The following is a 15,002-nucleotide window of genomic DNA, read 5'->3' as shown; positions in this document are numbered from 1 at the left end:
AAGATGACGATGTTTCGGGAAATAGCGAAATGAACTCAGACCCCCTTCGTCCCCTCGTGGACACCCTCAAGACCCTGGCCCATCCCGTGCGTCTGCGCATCCTCGCGCTGCTGCACGCGGGGGAGCTCTGTGTCTGCGAGGTGGCCGAGGTGCTGGGCCTGGCGCCCTCCACTGTCTCCGAGCACCTCACCGGCCTGCGCCGCACCGGGCTCGTGCGCGAGTGGAAGGTCGGCCGCTGGGTGCATGTGGCCCTGTCCGACGAGGCGGCCACCCGGCCCCTGCTGGAGGCCCTCTGGCCCCTCATGGCCGGGGCCGAGGCCGAACTGGCCAGGGACCGGGCCCAGGCCCGCGCCCTCCGCTGCGATACCTGTACTCCTTCTGACTGTCCACCTTCACGCACCCCCAAGGAGCATGCATGACCACCCAGGCCCAGACTGAGACCTCGACCGAATCCGGCCTCAGCGAGACCACCCTCAACCTCATCGCCCTGGGCGCCGCCATCGGCTCCAATGCCGAGCGGGCCTTTCGCGCGCACCAGAGCCGCCTCACGGAGCTGGGCGTGTCCAATGAGGACATGATCGAAGCCGTGAACATGGCCCTCCGCGTGAAGGGGGATCCCCACTCCCAGATCATGGCCCTGGCTCAGACGACGCTGGTGGGCGAGAGCACCGGCAGCTGCTGCGGCGGCGCCTGCGCCTGCGAAGAAGGCGGCGGCCAGAAGGGCGACTGCGGCGACGACTGCGACTGCAAGTAGGAGGATCCATGTCCACGGGCCGGCTGTCCTTCCTTGATCGCTTCCTGACACTGTGGATCTTCCTGGCCATGGGGCTGGGCGTATTGCTGGGCTTTGCCGTGCCCGGCTTCAACCGCGCCATCAACGCATGGAATGTTGGTACCACCAGCCTGCCGCTGGCCGCCGGCCTGATCCTCATGATGTATCCGCCTCTGGCCAAGGTGAAATACGAGGAACTGCACCTGGTCTTCCGGAACAAGAAGGTGCTGGGCCTGTCCCTGCTCCAGAACTGGATCATCGGGCCCCTGCTCATGTTCGGGCTGGCCGTGCTGTTCCTGCGCGACCGGCCCGAGTACATGCTGGGCCTCATCCTCATCGGCCTGGCCCGCTGCATCGCCATGGTCATCGTATGGAACGACCTGGCCAAGGGTGACACGGAGTACTGCGCGGGCCTGGTGGCCTTCAACTCCATCTTCCAGGTGCTCTTCTTCAGCGTGTACGCCTGGTTCTTCGCCACGGTGCTGCCCGCGAAGCTAGGCCTCCAGGGCGCGGTAGTCAACATCACCATCGGCCAGATCGCGAAGAGCGTCTTCATCTACCTGGGCATTCCCTTCATCGCTGGCTTCCTCACCCGCTTCATCCTCGGGAAGCTCAAGGGCCTGGACTGGTACCACCGGGTCTTCGTGCCGAAGATCAGCCCGCTGACGCTTCTAGCGCTGCTCTTCACCATCGTGGTGATGTTCAGCCTCAAGGGCGACACCATCGTGAAGCTGCCCTTCGATGTCATCCGCATCGCCATCCCCCTGCTGATCTATTTCGTGGTGATGTTCCTGGTCAGCTTCTGGCTGTCCAAGAAGGCCGGCGCCACCTATCCCCAGAGCGCCACGCTGAGCTTCACGGCCGCCAGCAACAACTTCGAGCTGGCCATCGCCGTGGCCGTGGCCACCTTCGGCATCGCCCACGGCGCGGCCTTCGCCGCCGTTATCGGGCCGCTGGTGGAGGTGCCCGCCCTCATCGGCCTCGTCAACGTGGCCCTCTGGCTGAAGCGGAAGTGGTACCCCGAGGCCGCGGAGGAGGTCGCCAGCGCCGGCTGCTGTCCCGCGGTGGATCCCGCCAAGAGGTAGGCCATGGGTATCTTCGACGGCAGGGGCATGGTGATCCAGGGGCTGCGCTTCCTGGCGCCGAAGGATGCGCTGGCCGTGCTGAACGAGGGCGCGATCCTGGTGGACCTCCGCCTCGACGAGCTGGCGGAGATGAAGGCCTTCAAGGTGCCCGAGACGATCCGCATCCCCCACGAGGAGCTCTCTGGCTTGCTCACCGAGCTGCCCGCGGACCGACCCCTGCTCCTGGCTGACAGCTCTGGCGTTTACACCAAGGAAGCCGCGCACCTGCTGCTCGACCATGGCTTCACCCAGGTGGCCTGCCTCAACGGCGGCATGCTCCTCTGGGACCAGGAGGGCCTGCCCGTGGCAACTGATGCCGCGGCCCTCCTCTACGGGCCCTGTCCCTGCGTCCTGCGCCCCCGGAAAGGCCACCGATGATCCGCCCCGTCCTGCCCACCGACGCCCCGGCCCTGGCCGAGATCTACAACCCCTACATCCGGGACACCATCATCACGTTCGAGGAGCAGCCCGTCTCGGAAGCGGAGATGGGCGCCCGCATCGCCAAGGTGATGGCAACCTATCCCTGGCTCGTGTGGGAGGAGGACGGCGTCGTGCGGGGCTACGCCTACGGCTCCACCTGGCGCACCCGGCACGCCTACCGCTTCGCCGTGGAGACCACCGTCTACCTGGCCCGGGGCCACCACGGGAAGGGGCAGGGTGCCGCGCTCTACCAGGCACTGCTGGACGAGCTCCGGCAGCGCGGTTTCCACTCGGCCCTGGGCTGCCTGAGCCTGCCCAACGAGCCCAGCGTGCGGCTCCACGAGAAGCTGGGTTTCAAGAAGGTGGGCCACATGACCGAGGCCGGCTGGAAGTTCGGCGCCTGGGTGGATGTGGGCTTCTGGGAACGGATGCTGTGAAGGAGTCACGGTGACCTCGATCCTCTTCCTCTGCGTGGCCAACAGCGCCCGGTCCCAGCTGGCCGAAGGCCTGGCGCGCCGCATGTTCCCGGGCTTCCGCATCCAGAGCGCCGGCAGCCGGCCGAGCCGCGTGAACCCCTCCGCCATCGAAGCCCTGGCAGAGCGGGGCATCGACGCCTCGACGCACATCTCGAAGCCTGTGTCGGACATCGATCCGGCTTCCGTGGACCTGGTCATCACCCTCTGCGCCGAGGAAGTCTGCCCCGCCTTCCTAGGCAGGGCCGAGCGCCTGCACTGGCCCATCCCGGACCCCGCCAGCGATGATCCCGCGTTGACGCCCGAGGACCTGCGGACCCGCTTCCGCGCCGCCCGCGACGAGATCGCCCGCCGGTTGGAGGCGCTCGGGCGGGAGCGGGGCTGGACTTCCTGAATTTCGAAAAAAATCGAAATTAAACCTTGCATGCTATTTCGACAAATCTAGAATTAGTTCAGGAGGAGACCATGACCGGGCGTGTGGAACAGGCGGCAGAGCGACTGAAGGCCCTCGGGCATCCGGTCCGCCTGGCCATCCTGCGCCGCGTGGTGCAGGGCCCCGAGGCGGGGACGCCCGCCGGAGAGCTGCAGTCGCGCCTGGACATCCCGGCTTCCACCCTCAGCCATCATCTGGCCACCCTCGCCGACGCCGGCCTGGTGCAGGTGGCCCGGGAAGGCACCACGCTCCGCTACCGCGCCGACTTCGGCGTGCTGCACGCCCTCACCGACTACATCTGGCAGGACTGCTGCGCCGGTGGCGCCGCGGACCCGCTGCCTCCCTCGCCCTGCTGCGACAGGGACTGACCTTCCATCGTCCTGGGACGTGGATGCCTCCGGTGTCCCAGGAAACCTCCATCTGAAAGGCCCCACCATGGAACCTGAAACCCTCAAATCCGCCGTCCGCGATCGCTACGCCGGCTTCGTGACGAAAAATCAAAGCTGCTGTGGCCCTTCCACTTCCTGCGGCTGCGCTCCCGGCGACGCGAGCCTGGACGTGGGCTATGACCCGAAGGACTTGGCCGCCGTGCCCGAGGGCGCCAACCTGGGCCTGGGCTGCGGCAACCCCGTGGCCCTGGCCGCGCTGAAGCCCGGCGAGACCGTGCTGGACCTGGGCTCCGGCGCGGGCTTCGACGCCTTCCTCGCCGCCCAGCGCGTGGGACCCGAAGGCCGCGTCATCGGCGTGGACATGACGCCGGAGATGATCGAGCGTGCCACGTCTCTGGCCCGGAAGCACGGCTACGGGAATGTCGAGTTCCGCCAGGGCGACATCGAGGCCCTGCCCGTGGAGGACGCCAGCGTGGACGTGATCCTCTCCAACTGCGTGGTGAACCTCGCCCCGGACAAGGCCAAGGTCTTCCGCGAGGCCTTCCGCGTGCTGAAGGCCGGCGGCCGCCTCCACGTCTCCGACCTCGTGCTGGCTCGGCCCCTGCCCGAGGCGCTGCTCCAGGACATGGACATCTACGCCGCCTGCGTATCCGGCGCCCTGCTCAAGGACGACTACCTGGCCGCCATCCGCGCCGCGGGCTTCGAGGGCGTGACGGTGGCTTCCGAGCGGTGCTTCGGCCTGGCGGAACTCTCGCCGGAGTTGATGGAACTCGCCAAGCAGCGCTACCCGGGCATGAGTCCTGAGGAACTGGAGCACCTGGCCAGCTCGGTGCTCAGCGTCCAGGTGGAGGCCACCAAGACCGTGAAGGCGTGCTGCGCGCCTGGCTGCTGCGGGTGAGAGTGCCATGACAGATGCTTCAAAAAGCTGCGCTTGTGCCGCGCCAACGCCCGCTCCGGGCGGCGGTCTCTGGAAGTCGGGAGGGTGGCTGCTGGCCGCCCTCCCGGCCTGGATCGGCCTCTACCTCGTGCTCCACCCGGCCGCCGACTGGCTGGCCTTCCGGGCCCTGGGTCTGCGGGCCGGCAGCCGCCTGGGCGAGGCTGTGGCCTTCTTCGCCTACGACGCGCCCAAGGTGCTGATGCTCCTCGGGGCCGTGGTGCTGGGCGTCAGCTTCGTGCAGACATTCATCAGCCCCGAGCGCACCCGCGACCTGCTGGCCAAGCGTACCGGGGCCTGGAGCAACCTGCTGGCGGCCTTGCTGGGCATCGCCACCCCTTTCTGCTCCTGCTCGGCGGTTCCCCTCTTCATCGGCTTCGTGCGGGTGGGCGTGCCCCTGGGCGCCACCTTCAGCTTCCTGGTGTCGGCCCCGATGGTGAACGAGGTGGCGCTGTTCCTCCTCTTCGGCCTCTTCGGCTGGCGCATCGCCCTCCTCTACACCGTGACGGGCGTGGCGGTGGCCTTCGTGGCGGGCTGGATCCTCGGGAAGCTCCGCATGGAGCGCCACCTGGAACCCTGGATCCTGGAGATCCCCTTTGAAGCCTCCAAGGCCTCCGACGCCACCCTGGGCTTCCCGGCGCGCCTGGACCTGGCGCTCCAGGCGACGAAGGACATCGTGGGGAAGGTGTGGCTCTATGTCCTCATGGGCATCGCCGTCGGCGCGTTCCTCCACGGCTATGTGCCCGCCGAGCTGATGGCCCGCGTCATGGGCAAGTCCGCCTGGTGGAGCGTACCCCTGGCGGTCCTCATCGGCGTGCCCCTGTACTCGAACGCCGCAGGCATCATCCCCATCGTGCAGGTGCTGCTGGCCAAGGGCGCGGCCCTGGGCACGGCCCTGGCCTTCATGATGGCGGTGACGGGCCTGTCGCTGCCCGAGACGGTCATCCTGCGGAAGGTGCTGAAGCCCCGGCTGCTGGCGGTGTTCCTGGGCGTGGTGACCGCGGGCATCGTGCTGGTGGGCTTCCTGTTCAACGTAATCATGTAGGAGGTGCCATGAAGATCGAAGTGCTGGGCAGCGGGTGCGCCAAGTGCAAGCTCTTGGCGGAACGGACGGAGGAAGCCGCGAAGGGGCTGGGCCTGGACTTCACGCTGGTGAAGGTCACCGAGTACCCGGACATCGTGGCCCGGGGCGTGATGTCCACGCCAGGTCTGGTGGTGGACGGCGTGGTGAAAAGCCAAGGCCACGTGCCCACGGTGGCGGCCATCCGGGATCTGCTGCGGTAGGATTTCCTTCTGTCTCCGGGGAATCCCATGCGCATCGGCATTCTGGGTTATGGCCGCTTCGGGAGGGCGCTGGGGGCGCTTCTCCACGAGGCCGGCCATGGCTATCGGGCCTGGGAGCCGGCTGCGGAAATTCCTGTCGAACGCCGGGTGGGTGGGCTCCCGGAGCTGGCGGAAACCTCTGAAACCTTGATCTTGGCGGTGCCCATCGCCGCCCAGGCCGCGGCCCTGGCGAGCCTGCGCCCTCACCTCCGGCCGGACCAGCTGCTCTTCGACGTGGGCAGCGTGAAGTCGGGCCCCTGCACCTTGATGGACGCCCAGTTGGGAGCCGCCATCCCCCACGCGGGGACGCATCCCCTCTTCGGGCCCGTGAGCCTGGCCCGGGCCGAGCGGCCGCTGCGCGTGGTGCTCTGTCCTTCGTCCCATCATCCCGCCGCTGCTGACCGGGTGCAGGCCCTGTTCGAGAGCCTGGGCTGCGAAGTGCTGCGCCAGAGCCCTGAGGACCACGACCGGGTCATGGCCACCACCCACGCACTCACCTTCTTCATCGCCAAGGGCCTGCTGGCCGTGGGCGCCGGGGCCGAGCTGCCCTTCACGCCGCCCTCCTTCCACGCCATCGCCCGCACGCTGGAATCCGTGCGCGAGGACGCCGGCCACCTCTTCGCGGCCCTCCAGAACCAGAACCCCTTCGCCAAGGGAGCTCGCGAGGGCCTGTTGGAGGCCCTCTCCGCCATCCACCAGACCCTGGCGGAAGCCGTGGCCGAAGGCGCGGACGAGCAGCAGCTGGCCATCCCCAGCCTGGGGGAGCGGTCCCCGATCCTGCAGGAGACCCGCGACCACATCGACGCCCTGGACCAGGAGCTGGTGGCCCTGCTGGCCCGCCGCACGGAGCTGGTGCTCCGCGCCGGCCGCGCCAAGGCCGAGCTGGGCCTCCCTGTGCACGATCCCGAGCGAGAGAGCAGCCAGCTCCAGGCCCGCCGCGCCTGGGCCCAGGAAGCAGGCCTGGACAGCCAGGGTGTCGAGGACGTCTTCCGCGCGGTGCTGCGGGCCTCACGGTCCGCTCAGGGCGCCAAGGGCTGACTGCCCTCACCCGCCCAGGCCACCACCAGGGTGCCTGCGGGCCGATCTCCGGGCTGGGCTTCGCGGGTGATGCGGAGCTCCAGCGGCCAGGCCTCCGCCAGCCAGGGGGCTTCCAGGATCTGGAGGCCCTTCCCCTCGTGGTCGGGGCCCTGGAGGTCCAGATGGCGCCAGCCGGAGGCGGTCCGCACCCACAGTACAAGGCGCTCCCCGTCGGGGGCCGGCGGGAAGTGGGACAGGGTCAGTACGGCGATCCGGGCGCCGGGGGCGCTACGGTAGGCGGCGTGGAGGCCGGCCTCCGCGGCGGCCGCCCCGGGCGGCACCAGGCGCAGGACCTTCGTCTGGCTATCCGCCAGCAGGTGGATGGCCTCCTGCCCCAGGGCATCCCGCATTGTGTGCCGCTGATAGATCCAGGTTCCCGTGACTCCCACGGCGGTGGCCAGGATAGCCACCAGACCGCCCAGGTGCCGCTCCAGGATCCGAAGGCCGCTGCGGATCCGCGTCTTCGCCGTGCCCAGGGGGACCTGGAGCGCCCGGGCCACCTCCTCGTGGGTGAGATCGGCGAAGAAGGCCAGCCGCAGGGCTTTCCGCTGGGGCTCCGGCAGGGCGGCCAGAGCCTCCGCCACGGCGTCTTTCTGGTACTCCCGCCACATGGCCTCGTCGGGCAGGGGATCCTCCGCCGACAAAGCCACCTGCTCGAGCAGGGGATCGCCGGAGGACTGGGGTCGCCGGGTACGGGAGCGCAGCTCGTCCAGCATCCGGTGCCGGCTGATGCTCAGGAGCCACGTGCGGAAGGATCCTTTGGCCGGGTCGAACTCACCGGCCTTCCGCCACACCGCCAGGAAGGTGTCCTGCACGACCTCTTCGGCCGCGGCGCGGTCCAGCGAGCGGCAGGCCAGGTGGAACACCAGGCTCGCATAGCGCCGGTGCAGCTGCTGCAGGGCCTCCTCCCGCCCTTCCCGGACCTGCTGGACGAGGATCGCGTCCTCCTCGCCGAGGGGGCTGGCAGGGGAAGGGGGGACCGGGGCGGTCATCGTGGCTTCATCCTCTTCCCTCACGGGCCCCTGGGCCAGTCCCGGTGGGCCCGGAATCCGGGTCAAAGGCGGGTCTCGGGAGGCACGGTGCTGGCGGTGTCCACCAGCAGCAGCCCCTGGGGGTCGGTCTCCTTCACCTCCAGGTGCCGCAGGTGGCGCTTGGCCGGCCCATGCGTGACCTCGCCATGGCCGTCGTACTCGCTGCCGTGGCAGGGGCAGGCGAAGCCGGTGGCGCCTTCCGAATGGACGATGCAGCCCAGGTGCGTGCAGATGCCGGACAGGGCGTAGATCCCGCGTTCGTCCGCCATCAGGAAGAACGCCCCGAGCCGCCGGTAGTCCAGCACCTTGCCGGGCGTCAGGTCCGCCCGCGTGGCCTCGGTGAGCTTCAGTGGGTGGGGATCGGGCGGCAGCTCCGGCGGAGCGGGCGGCTGCGCTCCGCCCGGGAGGGCCGCGCCCGCCAGCAGGAAGCCGAGGGTGGCGCAGAAGGCGCGTCGCGGGTGGACCGAGGCATGGGGCGGGCCGTCGGGGGGCTCCGTCCTCATGCCGGCGCCCCCGCGCCCTTCAGCGAACCGGCCAGGGGCTTCTCGGCCAGCACCTGGAGTCCCTCACCACTCTTCAGCTGGGGCTGGGTGTGGATCTGCCGGAAGCCGAGGCCCCGATAAGGATGGGCCGGGTCCCAGGGCACCGGCGCCCGCTTGGGGGCGGAGCCGGGGGCCGGCAGAGGGAAGATGAGCGAGGTGGCTGCGTGGTGCTGGATGTGGCCCGTGCGGTGGTGATGCTCCTGGTGGATGTGGCCGTAGAACACCGTCACGAAGCGGTGGTCCTTCAGCAGGTCCAGGGCCTTCTGGCCGTCCGTGGTGGCCCAGTCCCAGTCGGGATAGAGGTCGAAGAGGGGCCGGTGCGCGAAGATCACCAGGGGCTCGTCCTTGGGCGTGTGGCTCAGCTCCCCCGCCAGCCACTTCAGCTGCTCGGCGCCAAGGACGGAGCCCACCTGGGAGACGTTGTCCAGGGCGATGAAGTTCACGCCCCGGTGCGCGAAGGCGTAGTGCGAGACCCCGAAGGCCTCCCGATAGGCCTCGCCGCGGTCTTCGGCCGCGTCATGCTCCCCCGGCAGGTAGCGGATCTGCCGGACCCGCAGCCGGGCCGCCTGCTGCTTGAACTCCGCCATCCGCTTGCGGCGGAGCAGCGGATCGTCCGTGTCGTGGGTGAGGTCGCCCGTGAAGATGACGAAATCCGGCTGGGGATCGAGGGCATTCACCGCGTCGATGGCCTTGCCCAGGGTTCCGGTCGCATCCGGGTTGACCTTGGGCCCCTCGAAGCCCCAGTGCGTGTCCGACAACTGCACCCAGTAGAAGTCCGAGGCCGCTGCACCGGCCTTGCTGCCCGTGGGGCCGAGCGCCTCCGCGAAGCCCGGCAGTCCCGTGGCGAACACGGCGCCACCGATGCCCATGACCTTCAGGAACGTGAGCCGATCCATCTGCGAAGCCATGCACCCCCCTCCCGGGCCCGGCCCGGCGATCCGTCCGCCCGATGGGGGACACAGAGGGATACGCCGGCTTCCGGCATCTGGATGTCGGGGGAGGTGAACTGAAGCTGGGCCGAACCGTCCTTCCAGCTACCAGGGCAGGTCCAGGGCCTTGCACAGGAAGGCGACGAGGGGAGCGGCCTGCCGGCAGGCGGCGGCCACCTGCTCGACGAAATCGGGCGCCAGCACCTGGGCATTCGTGAACCCGGTGGAGGTGTAGAAGTCCTTGAGCTTGAGGTCCTCCGCGCAGGGATGGTCGGGATCGAAGCCCTGGGGAACCCGCTTGAGCGCGTCGCCTTCGATCTCCAGACCGGACTTCCGGAGGGCCTTCCAGGCCGCAGGCTTGGCGGCGATGGCCTTACGGACCTTAAACAACGCATCGGGATCCGGGTGCCAGAGGCCGCCGCCCGCGAAGCTGCCGCCCGGCTCCAGGTGGAGGTAGAAACCCGGCCCGTGGACGCCGCCGGCCTGCGCGGTCCGGTGGGGGAAGTGGGCCGCGACATGGGTCTTGTAGGGGGTCTTGTCCTTGGCGAACCGCGTGTCGCGGTAGATCCGGAACATGGAGCCGCCCGAGGGCCGCGGGTCGGCGATGAAGTGGCGGCTGAGCGACGCCAGCGGGCCGCTGAAGGCGGCGATGAGTCGCAGCATGGGCTCCCGGGCCTCGGCCTCGTACCGTGCCTTGTTCTCCAGGAACCACGCGCGCTCGTTGTTCGCCTTCAGGTCCTTCAGGAACCGGAAGAGGCCGGGTCCCAGCGGGTTTTCCAGTCCAGAGGGAGTCATCTTTGCTGCCACGTCGCCTCCGGGAGGATGCCATCAGGTTACGCCGAAAAAAAGGCGGGCCCCCGATCCGGGGGCCCCAACCGCGAGCACGCGTTGAGAGGCGCCGAGACGCCTGCGCGCCTTACTTGTCGAATCGCTTGGAAACCTCGCTCCACTTGATGTTCTCGACAACGGGGCCCCCTCCGCGAGCCAGAGGCGAGCGGGAGGACACGCCGGGGGCGTGTCCGATCGGGGGGTAGTCCCGGCCTCGAGGTACTTCGCGCGGGCGGTGCCAGCGGGGCCCCGTCCGTGAAGCCGAGCGAAGCGAAAGCTGAACGGGAGCAGGCCCCTTGCGGGGCCTGCGATCCGGGGGGCCATGAGGCCCGCTCGAGCCTTACTTCCCGAAGCGCTTGCTGACTTCGCTCCACTTGATGTTCTCGACGAAGGCCTCGAGGTACTTCGCGCGGGCGGTGCCGTAATCCACCATGGAGGCTCCGCCTCCGCGAGCCCGCAGGGCGAGTGGGAGCACAGCGCGGGGCGCTGTGCGTCAGGCGGAGGTGTGCGACGGGAAGAAAAAAGGCGGGCCCCCGAACCGGGGGCCCAACCGCGAGCACGCGTTGAGAGGCGCCGAGGCGCCCGCGCGCCTTACTTGCCGAAGCGCTTGCTGACTTCGCTCCACTTGATGTTCTCGACAAAGGCCTCGAGGTACTTCGCGCGGGCGGTGCCGTAATCCACCATGAACGCGTGCTCCCACGAGTCCAGTACCACAAGCAGGTCCTGCTCGATGGGCAGGCCCAGGTGGTGCTCGGCCACGAAGTAGGTGTGCAGCTTGCCGTCACGGCGGTTGCGGGTGAGCAGCGCCCAACCGGGGCCGCCCATGGCGGTGGCCTTGAGGTCGGCCAGCACCTTGTCCTTGCCGCCCACTGCGTCCAGGGCGGCCTTGAGGCCCGCGCTGATGTCGCTGTCGGCGCCCAGGTTCTCGAAGTAGAGCTCGTGCAGGAAAGAGCCGTTGAAGGCCACGGCCTCGCGTCGCTTCAGTTCGCTGTACTCGTTGTAGGAGTAGTTGGGCTTGGTGTTGTCCGCCGTCGCCAGGCGCTCCTCGATCTCGTTCAGCTTGGTGACGTAGCCCTTGTAGAGGCCGAAGTGCTGATCCAGCTGGGAGTCGCTGAGCCCCTTCAGGGCGCCACCCTTCAGGTGGTCATAGTTCTTCGCGGTGTAGGCCATGGCATCTCCTTGGCAGCGCTGAGCGCGGATGATTAGTTTACTGAAAAAGTCGGAAATTGGATGAAACAGGCACAATGTTCAGGTGCGGGTCCGGTATCAGACGCGGTGGCCGGGCTTGGCCTGGACACTGCGTGGGGGTGCACGAGGGGGGACGCAGAGGACGCGAAGCGTCCGGGCGGTCCCCCCTCGTTTAGATCAGCCCAGCATTTCCCGCAGGAACCAGGCTTCCTTCTGGTGGACCTGCACGAAGCGGGTGAGGAGGTCGGCGGTACCGGGGTCGCCAGCGCCATTGGCCAGCTCGATGCCCTCGTGCATGAGGGCGATGGTGGCCTCCTCGTTGGCCAGGGCCTCCTTCAGCATGGCTTCGGGATCCAGGCGGGCGGAGGGGTTGGAGATGTCGGCTTTGGTCTGGGCCTCGATCTGCGCGGGGGCGTGGAGCGGCACGCCACCCACCATGCGGATGCGCTCCGCCAGCTCGTCCACGGTGCCGTCGGCAGCGGTGTAGAGGTCCTCGAACCGCAGGTGGTAGTCGCGGAAGTGGGGGCCGGTGACGGTCCAGTGGTAGCGCTTGGCGTTCAGGGCCAGCACGAAAGCGGTGGCCAGCTCGGCATTCAGGTGGTCGACGACGGAACGGTTCATGGCTTCTCCTCAGGAAGGCCAGGCCACCCAGGCAGCCGGCGCGGGCCAGCGGCCGGGGGCCTCGGCGTGATTGGAGACGAGGGCGGCGATGGTGCGGCCGTCCGGGATCAGGTAGCGCAGGGCCAGCACCGAGGGCAGACGGTCATCCGGTCCGGCGGTGCCGCGGTCCACGGCGGGCGGCACCAGGGAACCATCCAAAAGCTCCAGCCGCAACTGGTCCGGGAAGGTGTGGAGAAGCGCCAGGCGGCGATCCCGCACCTCATCCGGAAAACCCAGCATCAGCGTGGCGGCGATGCTGCGGGCGGCACCTTCGCGCCGGGGCGCCAGCACGGCGAAGGAGGCGCGGGCTTCGGCCAATTCGTCCGCTTCCACCGTGTCCGGTGTCTTGCCCTCGGCCCAGAGCGTTTCGATGATCTGGTCCTCCACGCTCTCCGTCGTTTCCGGCTGGAAGGTGATGCCCTCCGAAAGCTCCAGCCGCAGGGCCGCCTGGCGCGCCAGGAAGGCCTGCCGGGCCTCGAAACGGGCCCGCTCGGTGGCGGGATCGAAGGCGAGCGTCACCGGGTGCTCAGACATGCTTCGCGATGTCGGCGGCAGGTTCGGCGAACGCAGGCTTGGAGCCGGCCTGCAGCTTGGTGAGGGCCTCCTGGAAGCGGCCGGCGTGGAAGCGCTCCACCTTGGCCAGGGTCTCGAACCAGGCGGCGATCTCGCCGTAGCCCTCTTCCTTCGCGAGACGGGCGAACTCGGGGTACATATCCGTGTACTCGTAGGTCTCGCCTGCCACCGCGGATTTCAGATTGGTGAGGGAATCGCCCAGGGGCAGGCCCGTGGCGGGATCGGCGGCCTTCTCGGCCAGGAACATCAGGTGCCTCAGGGCGTGGCCCGTTTCGCCGTCGGCGCTGTGCTTGAAGAGGTCGGCCACTTCCTTCAGGCCTTCCTTCTCCGCCACCTGGGCCATCCAGGTGTAGCGGCGGTTCGCCTGACTCTCCCCGGCGAAGGCGGCTTTGAGGTTCTGGTGGGTCTTGGAATCGATGAAGGACATGGGATCTCCTCGTGGGCCGTACTCGGCGGCATCAAGGTAGAGCCATCCTCATGCCAAAGCAATAAGTCAAATCATTGAATAAATTCTGTAAATTCATACAGCCTCCGCCCCAGAAGAATCCCGACCGGCCGAGAGTCGGATTCGCGATATGCCGAGAGGCTGCTGCGTCAGCGGAGGCTGGAAAGGCTGGAGGCGATCTGGGCGGCATCCAGGCTGAGGGCCCGGCCGAAGCCGAGGACCAGACGCCCGGCCGTCGGCCGGATGAGAAAGAAGGAGAAGTCCCCCAAGCCAAGGGTCATCTCCGCTTGCGGGAACCGAGCCAGGTACGCCACGGCCGCCGTCTCGTGGCGATCCGAATCCCTGGGGATCTCCTCGGCCTCACCCTGCACGGTCACCCGGGGCAGGGCCAGGGGATCCTGCCCTTCCTCCGGCGGCACCATGAGCATCAGGCTGACCCGGATTTCCGCCAGCAGGTCGCGGGTGTGCTGGGCCAGGCGGCTCACGTGGATGAGGAAGCCCGAGCCGTCCGGCGCCGGGATCACCGGGGCCATGGACACGTAGGGGGCGCCGTCGTGCAGCGTACCCAGGGAAGCCACCGGGAGGCCGGTCAGCAGGGCATGGAGCGCGGCTTCCGTGTTCGGGTCCATGGGCGGACTCCTTCCAGGGCAGGGCAATCCATCATCCTCCATCTTCCAGCAGAGGGAGCCTAGTCCTTGAATTCGGCGGCGACGATGCGTCCCACCTCGGCCAGCACCGCGTTGCGGGCCTCCATCGGAGCGGTGGAGCCGGTGTAGTAGACCGCGACGAAGACCGGCGCCCGGTGGGGCGGGCGCAGGATGGCCACATCGTTCACGGTGCCGAGTTCCCCCGAACCGGTCTTGTCCCCGATGACCCAATCCGTCGGCAGGCCGGCCCGGATGCGGTTCTGGCCCGTGGTGCAGGCCGCCATCCAGCCCTCGAGGCGTTGGCGCGAGGCAGGGGTCAGGACCGGGCCCAGCAGCAGGGCCCGCAGGGTATTCACCATGGCGGTGGGTGTGGTCGTGTCCCGGGGATCATTGGGCAGGGCGGTGTTCAGCGCGGGTTCCGTGCGGTCGAGGCGCGTGACCGGATCACCCAGGGCGCGGGCGAAGATGGTGATGGCGCCAGGGCCGCCGAGGGTCTGGAGCAGCAGGTTGGCGGCGGTGTTGTCGCTGACCTCCACGGCGGCGGCGCAGAGGTCCGCGATCGCCAGGTTGCCCTGACCCACATGCGCCGTGGTCACCGGTGCGTACTCCAGCAGGTCCGCCTGGCCGTAGGAGAGGCGTCGGTCCAGGCTCTCCCGGCCCGCATCCACCCGGGCGAGCACGGCGCCCGCCAGCAACACCTTGAAGGTGCTGCACAGGGGGAAGCGCTCCCTGCCCCGGTGGTCCAGGCGGCGGCCCGAGCCCGTATCGAGCACGGCCACGCCAAGCCGCCCCCCGGTGCGGGTTTCCAGGGCCGCCAAACGGGCCGCGGCAGTGGGAACCGGCCCACTTGGCGCAGCCGCCTGGAGAGGCAGGATCAAAAGGACGGCCGCGAGCACGGTCCAGGTCATAGGGCCCCCGTAAAGGCTTCCCTTCTACCACGACACCGGGCGCTCGACTCCGGCTGAAAGGCGGCGGTCTACTCGGGCAGCTGGCCGCCCTCGGGGGTCTCGTCCTGACCATCAACGCCTTCCTGGTCTTCGGAGTCCGGAATGTCGTTGCCCAGGGCGTCTTTCTTCAGCGCCTTCTTCTGCAGCTTCTCTTCCTTCTTCTTCTGGCGCGCCAGGTCCTTTTGCCGCTTCTCGAAGTTGTAATTGGGCTTTCTGGCCATGGCGAGTCCGATCATGAAAAAGGTGGAAGCCGATCCAGCCCGTTTC

General features: G+C 68.7%; 23 protein-coding genes. 11 read left to right on the top strand and 12 right to left on the bottom strand.

Annotated features, from left to right (window positions below; translation table 11 throughout):
- The first annotated feature begins 29 nt into the window (after positions 1 to 29).
- The 11 genes from NOV65_RS08235 (at position 30) to NOV65_RS08185 (ending at position 6,906) form a co-directional block, all read left to right on the top strand.
- Positions 30 to 419: an ArsR/SmtB family transcription factor gene (locus NOV65_RS08235; RefSeq protein ID WP_257305711.1), complete on the top strand. Its 390-nt coding sequence runs from the start codon at positions 30 to 32 to the stop codon at positions 417 to 419.
- Positions 416 to 754: a carboxymuconolactone decarboxylase family protein gene (locus tag NOV65_RS08230; RefSeq protein WP_257305710.1), complete on the top strand. Its 339-nt coding sequence runs from the start codon at positions 416 to 418 to the stop codon at positions 752 to 754. Before NOV65_RS08235 ends, NOV65_RS08230 begins: the two co-directional genes overlap by 4 nt.
- 8 nt (positions 755 to 762) lie before the next feature.
- Positions 763 to 1,857 carry an ACR3 family arsenite efflux transporter gene (arsB, locus tag NOV65_RS08225; RefSeq protein WP_257305709.1) on the top strand — a complete coding sequence of 365 codons (1,095 nt, stop codon included), beginning with the start codon at positions 763 to 765 and terminating at the stop codon, positions 1,855 to 1,857.
- A 3-nt stretch (positions 1,858 to 1,860) separates the two neighbouring features.
- A complete protein-coding gene (locus NOV65_RS08220) occupies positions 1,861 to 2,274 on the top strand; it encodes a rhodanese-like domain-containing protein (RefSeq protein WP_257305708.1) in 414 nt (137 codons plus the stop codon).
- Positions 2,271 to 2,753: an arsinothricin resistance N-acetyltransferase ArsN1 family B gene (locus tag NOV65_RS08215; protein ID WP_257305707.1), complete on the top strand. Its 483-nt coding sequence runs from the start codon at positions 2,271 to 2,273 to the stop codon at positions 2,751 to 2,753. The genes NOV65_RS08220 and NOV65_RS08215 overlap by 4 nt, the downstream gene beginning before the upstream one ends.
- 10 nt (positions 2,754 to 2,763) lie before the next feature.
- Entirely contained in the window at positions 2,764 to 3,183 is a 420-nt protein-coding gene (locus NOV65_RS08210) for an arsenate reductase ArsC (protein WP_257305705.1), read from the top strand.
- 71 nt (positions 3,184 to 3,254) lie between these two features.
- On the top strand, positions 3,255 to 3,590 hold the full coding sequence (locus NOV65_RS08205) for an ArsR/SmtB family transcription factor (protein ID WP_257305704.1): 336 nt from the start codon (positions 3,255 to 3,257) through the stop codon (positions 3,588 to 3,590).
- Between the two features lie 67 nt (positions 3,591 to 3,657).
- On the top strand, positions 3,658 to 4,509 hold the full coding sequence (arsM, locus tag NOV65_RS08200) for an arsenite methyltransferase (protein WP_257305703.1): 852 nt from the start codon (positions 3,658 to 3,660) through the stop codon (positions 4,507 to 4,509).
- Positions 4,510 to 4,516: 7 nt separating this feature from the next.
- Positions 4,517 to 5,590: a permease gene (locus tag NOV65_RS08195; RefSeq protein ID WP_257305702.1), complete on the top strand. Its 1,074-nt coding sequence runs from the start codon at positions 4,517 to 4,519 to the stop codon at positions 5,588 to 5,590.
- Between the two features lie 8 nt (positions 5,591 to 5,598).
- Entirely contained in the window at positions 5,599 to 5,829 is a 231-nt protein-coding gene (locus tag NOV65_RS08190; protein WP_257305701.1) for a thioredoxin family protein, read from the top strand.
- 27 nt (positions 5,830 to 5,856) lie between these two features.
- Positions 5,857 to 6,906, top strand: a complete 1,050-nt coding sequence (locus NOV65_RS08185) for a prephenate dehydrogenase/arogenate dehydrogenase family protein (protein WP_257305699.1) — start codon at positions 5,857 to 5,859, stop codon at positions 6,904 to 6,906.
- On the opposite strand, the gene NOV65_RS08180 is transcribed toward NOV65_RS08185, so the two are convergent.
- The 12 genes from NOV65_RS08180 to NOV65_RS08125 form a co-directional block, all read right to left on the bottom strand.
- Complete coding sequence (locus NOV65_RS08180) at positions 6,888 to 7,937, bottom strand: RNA polymerase sigma factor (RefSeq protein ID WP_257305697.1); 1,050 nt, start codon at positions 7,935 to 7,937, stop codon at positions 6,888 to 6,890. The two genes, NOV65_RS08185 and NOV65_RS08180, sit on opposite strands and share 19 nt — an antisense overlap.
- Positions 7,938 to 7,999: 62 nt before the next feature.
- The gene (locus tag NOV65_RS08175; protein ID WP_257305695.1) at positions 8,000 to 8,479 is read right to left on the bottom strand and encodes a QcrA and Rieske domain-containing protein; all 480 of its coding nucleotides are present in this window, start codon (positions 8,477 to 8,479) and stop codon (positions 8,000 to 8,002) included.
- On the bottom strand, positions 8,476 to 9,426 hold the full coding sequence (locus NOV65_RS08170; RefSeq protein ID WP_257305692.1) for a metallophosphoesterase: 951 nt from the start codon (positions 9,424 to 9,426) through the stop codon (positions 8,476 to 8,478). The genes NOV65_RS08175 and NOV65_RS08170 overlap by 4 nt, the downstream gene beginning before the upstream one ends.
- 126 nt (positions 9,427 to 9,552) lie before the next feature.
- Complete coding sequence (locus NOV65_RS08165; protein WP_257305690.1) at positions 9,553 to 10,254, bottom strand: DUF2461 domain-containing protein; 702 nt, start codon at positions 10,252 to 10,254, stop codon at positions 9,553 to 9,555.
- 361 nt (positions 10,255 to 10,615) lie between these two features.
- A complete protein-coding gene (locus tag NOV65_RS08160; RefSeq protein ID WP_257305687.1) occupies positions 10,616 to 10,708 on the bottom strand; it encodes a Fe-Mn family superoxide dismutase in 93 nt (30 codons plus the stop codon).
- A 158-nt stretch (positions 10,709 to 10,866) separates the two neighbouring features.
- Positions 10,867 to 11,445, bottom strand: a complete 579-nt coding sequence (locus NOV65_RS08155) for a Fe-Mn family superoxide dismutase (protein ID WP_257305684.1) — start codon at positions 11,443 to 11,445, stop codon at positions 10,867 to 10,869.
- Between the two features lie 195 nt (positions 11,446 to 11,640).
- Positions 11,641 to 12,084, bottom strand: a complete 444-nt coding sequence (locus NOV65_RS08150) for a Dps family protein (protein WP_257305682.1) — start codon at positions 12,082 to 12,084, stop codon at positions 11,641 to 11,643.
- Positions 12,085 to 12,093: 9 nt separating this feature from the next.
- Positions 12,094 to 12,657 (bottom strand): DUF3501 family protein, encoded by a 564-nt coding sequence (locus tag NOV65_RS08145; RefSeq protein ID WP_257305680.1) that lies wholly within the window; start codon positions 12,655 to 12,657, stop codon positions 12,094 to 12,096.
- Complete coding sequence (locus NOV65_RS08140; RefSeq protein ID WP_257305679.1) at positions 12,650 to 13,123, bottom strand: rubrerythrin family protein; 474 nt, start codon at positions 13,121 to 13,123, stop codon at positions 12,650 to 12,652. The genes NOV65_RS08145 and NOV65_RS08140 overlap by 8 nt, the downstream gene beginning before the upstream one ends.
- Positions 13,124 to 13,290: 167 nt before the next feature.
- Entirely contained in the window at positions 13,291 to 13,770 is a 480-nt protein-coding gene (locus NOV65_RS08135; RefSeq protein ID WP_257305677.1) for a HugZ family pyridoxamine 5'-phosphate oxidase, read from the bottom strand.
- A gap of 59 nt (positions 13,771 to 13,829) precedes the next feature.
- Positions 13,830 to 14,696 carry a class A beta-lactamase gene (gene bla, locus NOV65_RS08130; RefSeq protein ID WP_257305675.1) on the bottom strand — a complete coding sequence of 289 codons (867 nt, stop codon included), beginning with the start codon at positions 14,694 to 14,696 and terminating at the stop codon, positions 13,830 to 13,832.
- A 68-nt stretch (positions 14,697 to 14,764) separates the two neighbouring features.
- Complete coding sequence (locus NOV65_RS08125; protein WP_257305673.1) at positions 14,765 to 14,956, bottom strand: hypothetical protein; 192 nt, start codon at positions 14,954 to 14,956, stop codon at positions 14,765 to 14,767.
- Positions 14,957 to 15,002 lie beyond the last annotated feature (46 nt).

It is taken from the genome of Geothrix campi (assembly GCF_024609265.1).
GTDB lineage: Bacteria > Acidobacteriota > Holophagae > Holophagales > Holophagaceae > Geothrix > Geothrix campi.
Note: the sequence above shows the minus strand (reverse complement) of the source record. Positions and strands in the feature narration are given on the sequence as shown.

What these genes read in the sequence shown, in the direction of transcription:
- NOV65_RS08180 (WP_257305697.1), bottom strand. Translation starts at nt 7,937, where the DNA reads ATGACCGCCCCGGTCCCCCCTTCCCCTGCCAGCCCCCTCGGCGAGGAG.
- NOV65_RS08135 (WP_257305677.1), bottom strand. Translation starts at nt 13,770, where the DNA reads ATGGACCCGAACACGGAAGCCGCGCTCCATGCCCTGCTGACCGGCCTC.
- arsB (WP_257305709.1), top strand. Translation starts at nt 763, where the DNA reads ATGTCCACGGGCCGGCTGTCCTTCCTTGATCGCTTCCTGACACTGTGG.
- NOV65_RS08160 (WP_257305687.1), bottom strand. Translation starts at nt 10,708, where the DNA reads ATGGTGGATTACGGCACCGCCCGCGCGAAGTACCTCGAGGCCTTCGTC.
- NOV65_RS08190 (WP_257305701.1), top strand. Translation starts at nt 5,599, where the DNA reads ATGAAGATCGAAGTGCTGGGCAGCGGGTGCGCCAAGTGCAAGCTCTTG.
- NOV65_RS08230 (WP_257305710.1), top strand. Translation starts at nt 416, where the DNA reads ATGACCACCCAGGCCCAGACTGAGACCTCGACCGAATCCGGCCTCAGC.
- NOV65_RS08195 (WP_257305702.1), top strand. Translation starts at nt 4,517, where the DNA reads ATGACAGATGCTTCAAAAAGCTGCGCTTGTGCCGCGCCAACGCCCGCT.
- NOV65_RS08145 (WP_257305680.1), bottom strand. Translation starts at nt 12,657, where the DNA reads ATGTCTGAGCACCCGGTGACGCTCGCCTTCGATCCCGCCACCGAGCGG.
- NOV65_RS08150 (WP_257305682.1), bottom strand. Translation starts at nt 12,084, where the DNA reads ATGAACCGTTCCGTCGTCGACCACCTGAATGCCGAGCTGGCCACCGCT.
- arsM (WP_257305703.1), top strand. Translation starts at nt 3,658, where the DNA reads ATGGAACCTGAAACCCTCAAATCCGCCGTCCGCGATCGCTACGCCGGC.
- NOV65_RS08185 (WP_257305699.1), top strand. Translation starts at nt 5,857, where the DNA reads ATGCGCATCGGCATTCTGGGTTATGGCCGCTTCGGGAGGGCGCTGGGG.
- NOV65_RS08170 (WP_257305692.1), bottom strand. Translation starts at nt 9,426, where the DNA reads ATGGCTTCGCAGATGGATCGGCTCACGTTCCTGAAGGTCATGGGCATC.
- NOV65_RS08220 (WP_257305708.1), top strand. Translation starts at nt 1,861, where the DNA reads ATGGGTATCTTCGACGGCAGGGGCATGGTGATCCAGGGGCTGCGCTTC.
- NOV65_RS08215 (WP_257305707.1), top strand. Translation starts at nt 2,271, where the DNA reads ATGATCCGCCCCGTCCTGCCCACCGACGCCCCGGCCCTGGCCGAGATC.
- NOV65_RS08125 (WP_257305673.1), bottom strand. Translation starts at nt 14,956, where the DNA reads ATGGCCAGAAAGCCCAATTACAACTTCGAGAAGCGGCAAAAGGACCTG.
- NOV65_RS08235 (WP_257305711.1), top strand. Translation starts at nt 30, where the DNA reads ATGAACTCAGACCCCCTTCGTCCCCTCGTGGACACCCTCAAGACCCTG.
- NOV65_RS08155 (WP_257305684.1), bottom strand. Translation starts at nt 11,445, where the DNA reads ATGGCCTACACCGCGAAGAACTATGACCACCTGAAGGGTGGCGCCCTG.
- NOV65_RS08205 (WP_257305704.1), top strand. Translation starts at nt 3,255, where the DNA reads ATGACCGGGCGTGTGGAACAGGCGGCAGAGCGACTGAAGGCCCTCGGG.
- NOV65_RS08175 (WP_257305695.1), bottom strand. Translation starts at nt 8,479, where the DNA reads ATGAGGACGGAGCCCCCCGACGGCCCGCCCCATGCCTCGGTCCACCCG.
- NOV65_RS08140 (WP_257305679.1), bottom strand. Translation starts at nt 13,123, where the DNA reads ATGTCCTTCATCGATTCCAAGACCCACCAGAACCTCAAAGCCGCCTTC.
- bla (WP_257305675.1), bottom strand. Translation starts at nt 14,696, where the DNA reads ATGACCTGGACCGTGCTCGCGGCCGTCCTTTTGATCCTGCCTCTCCAG.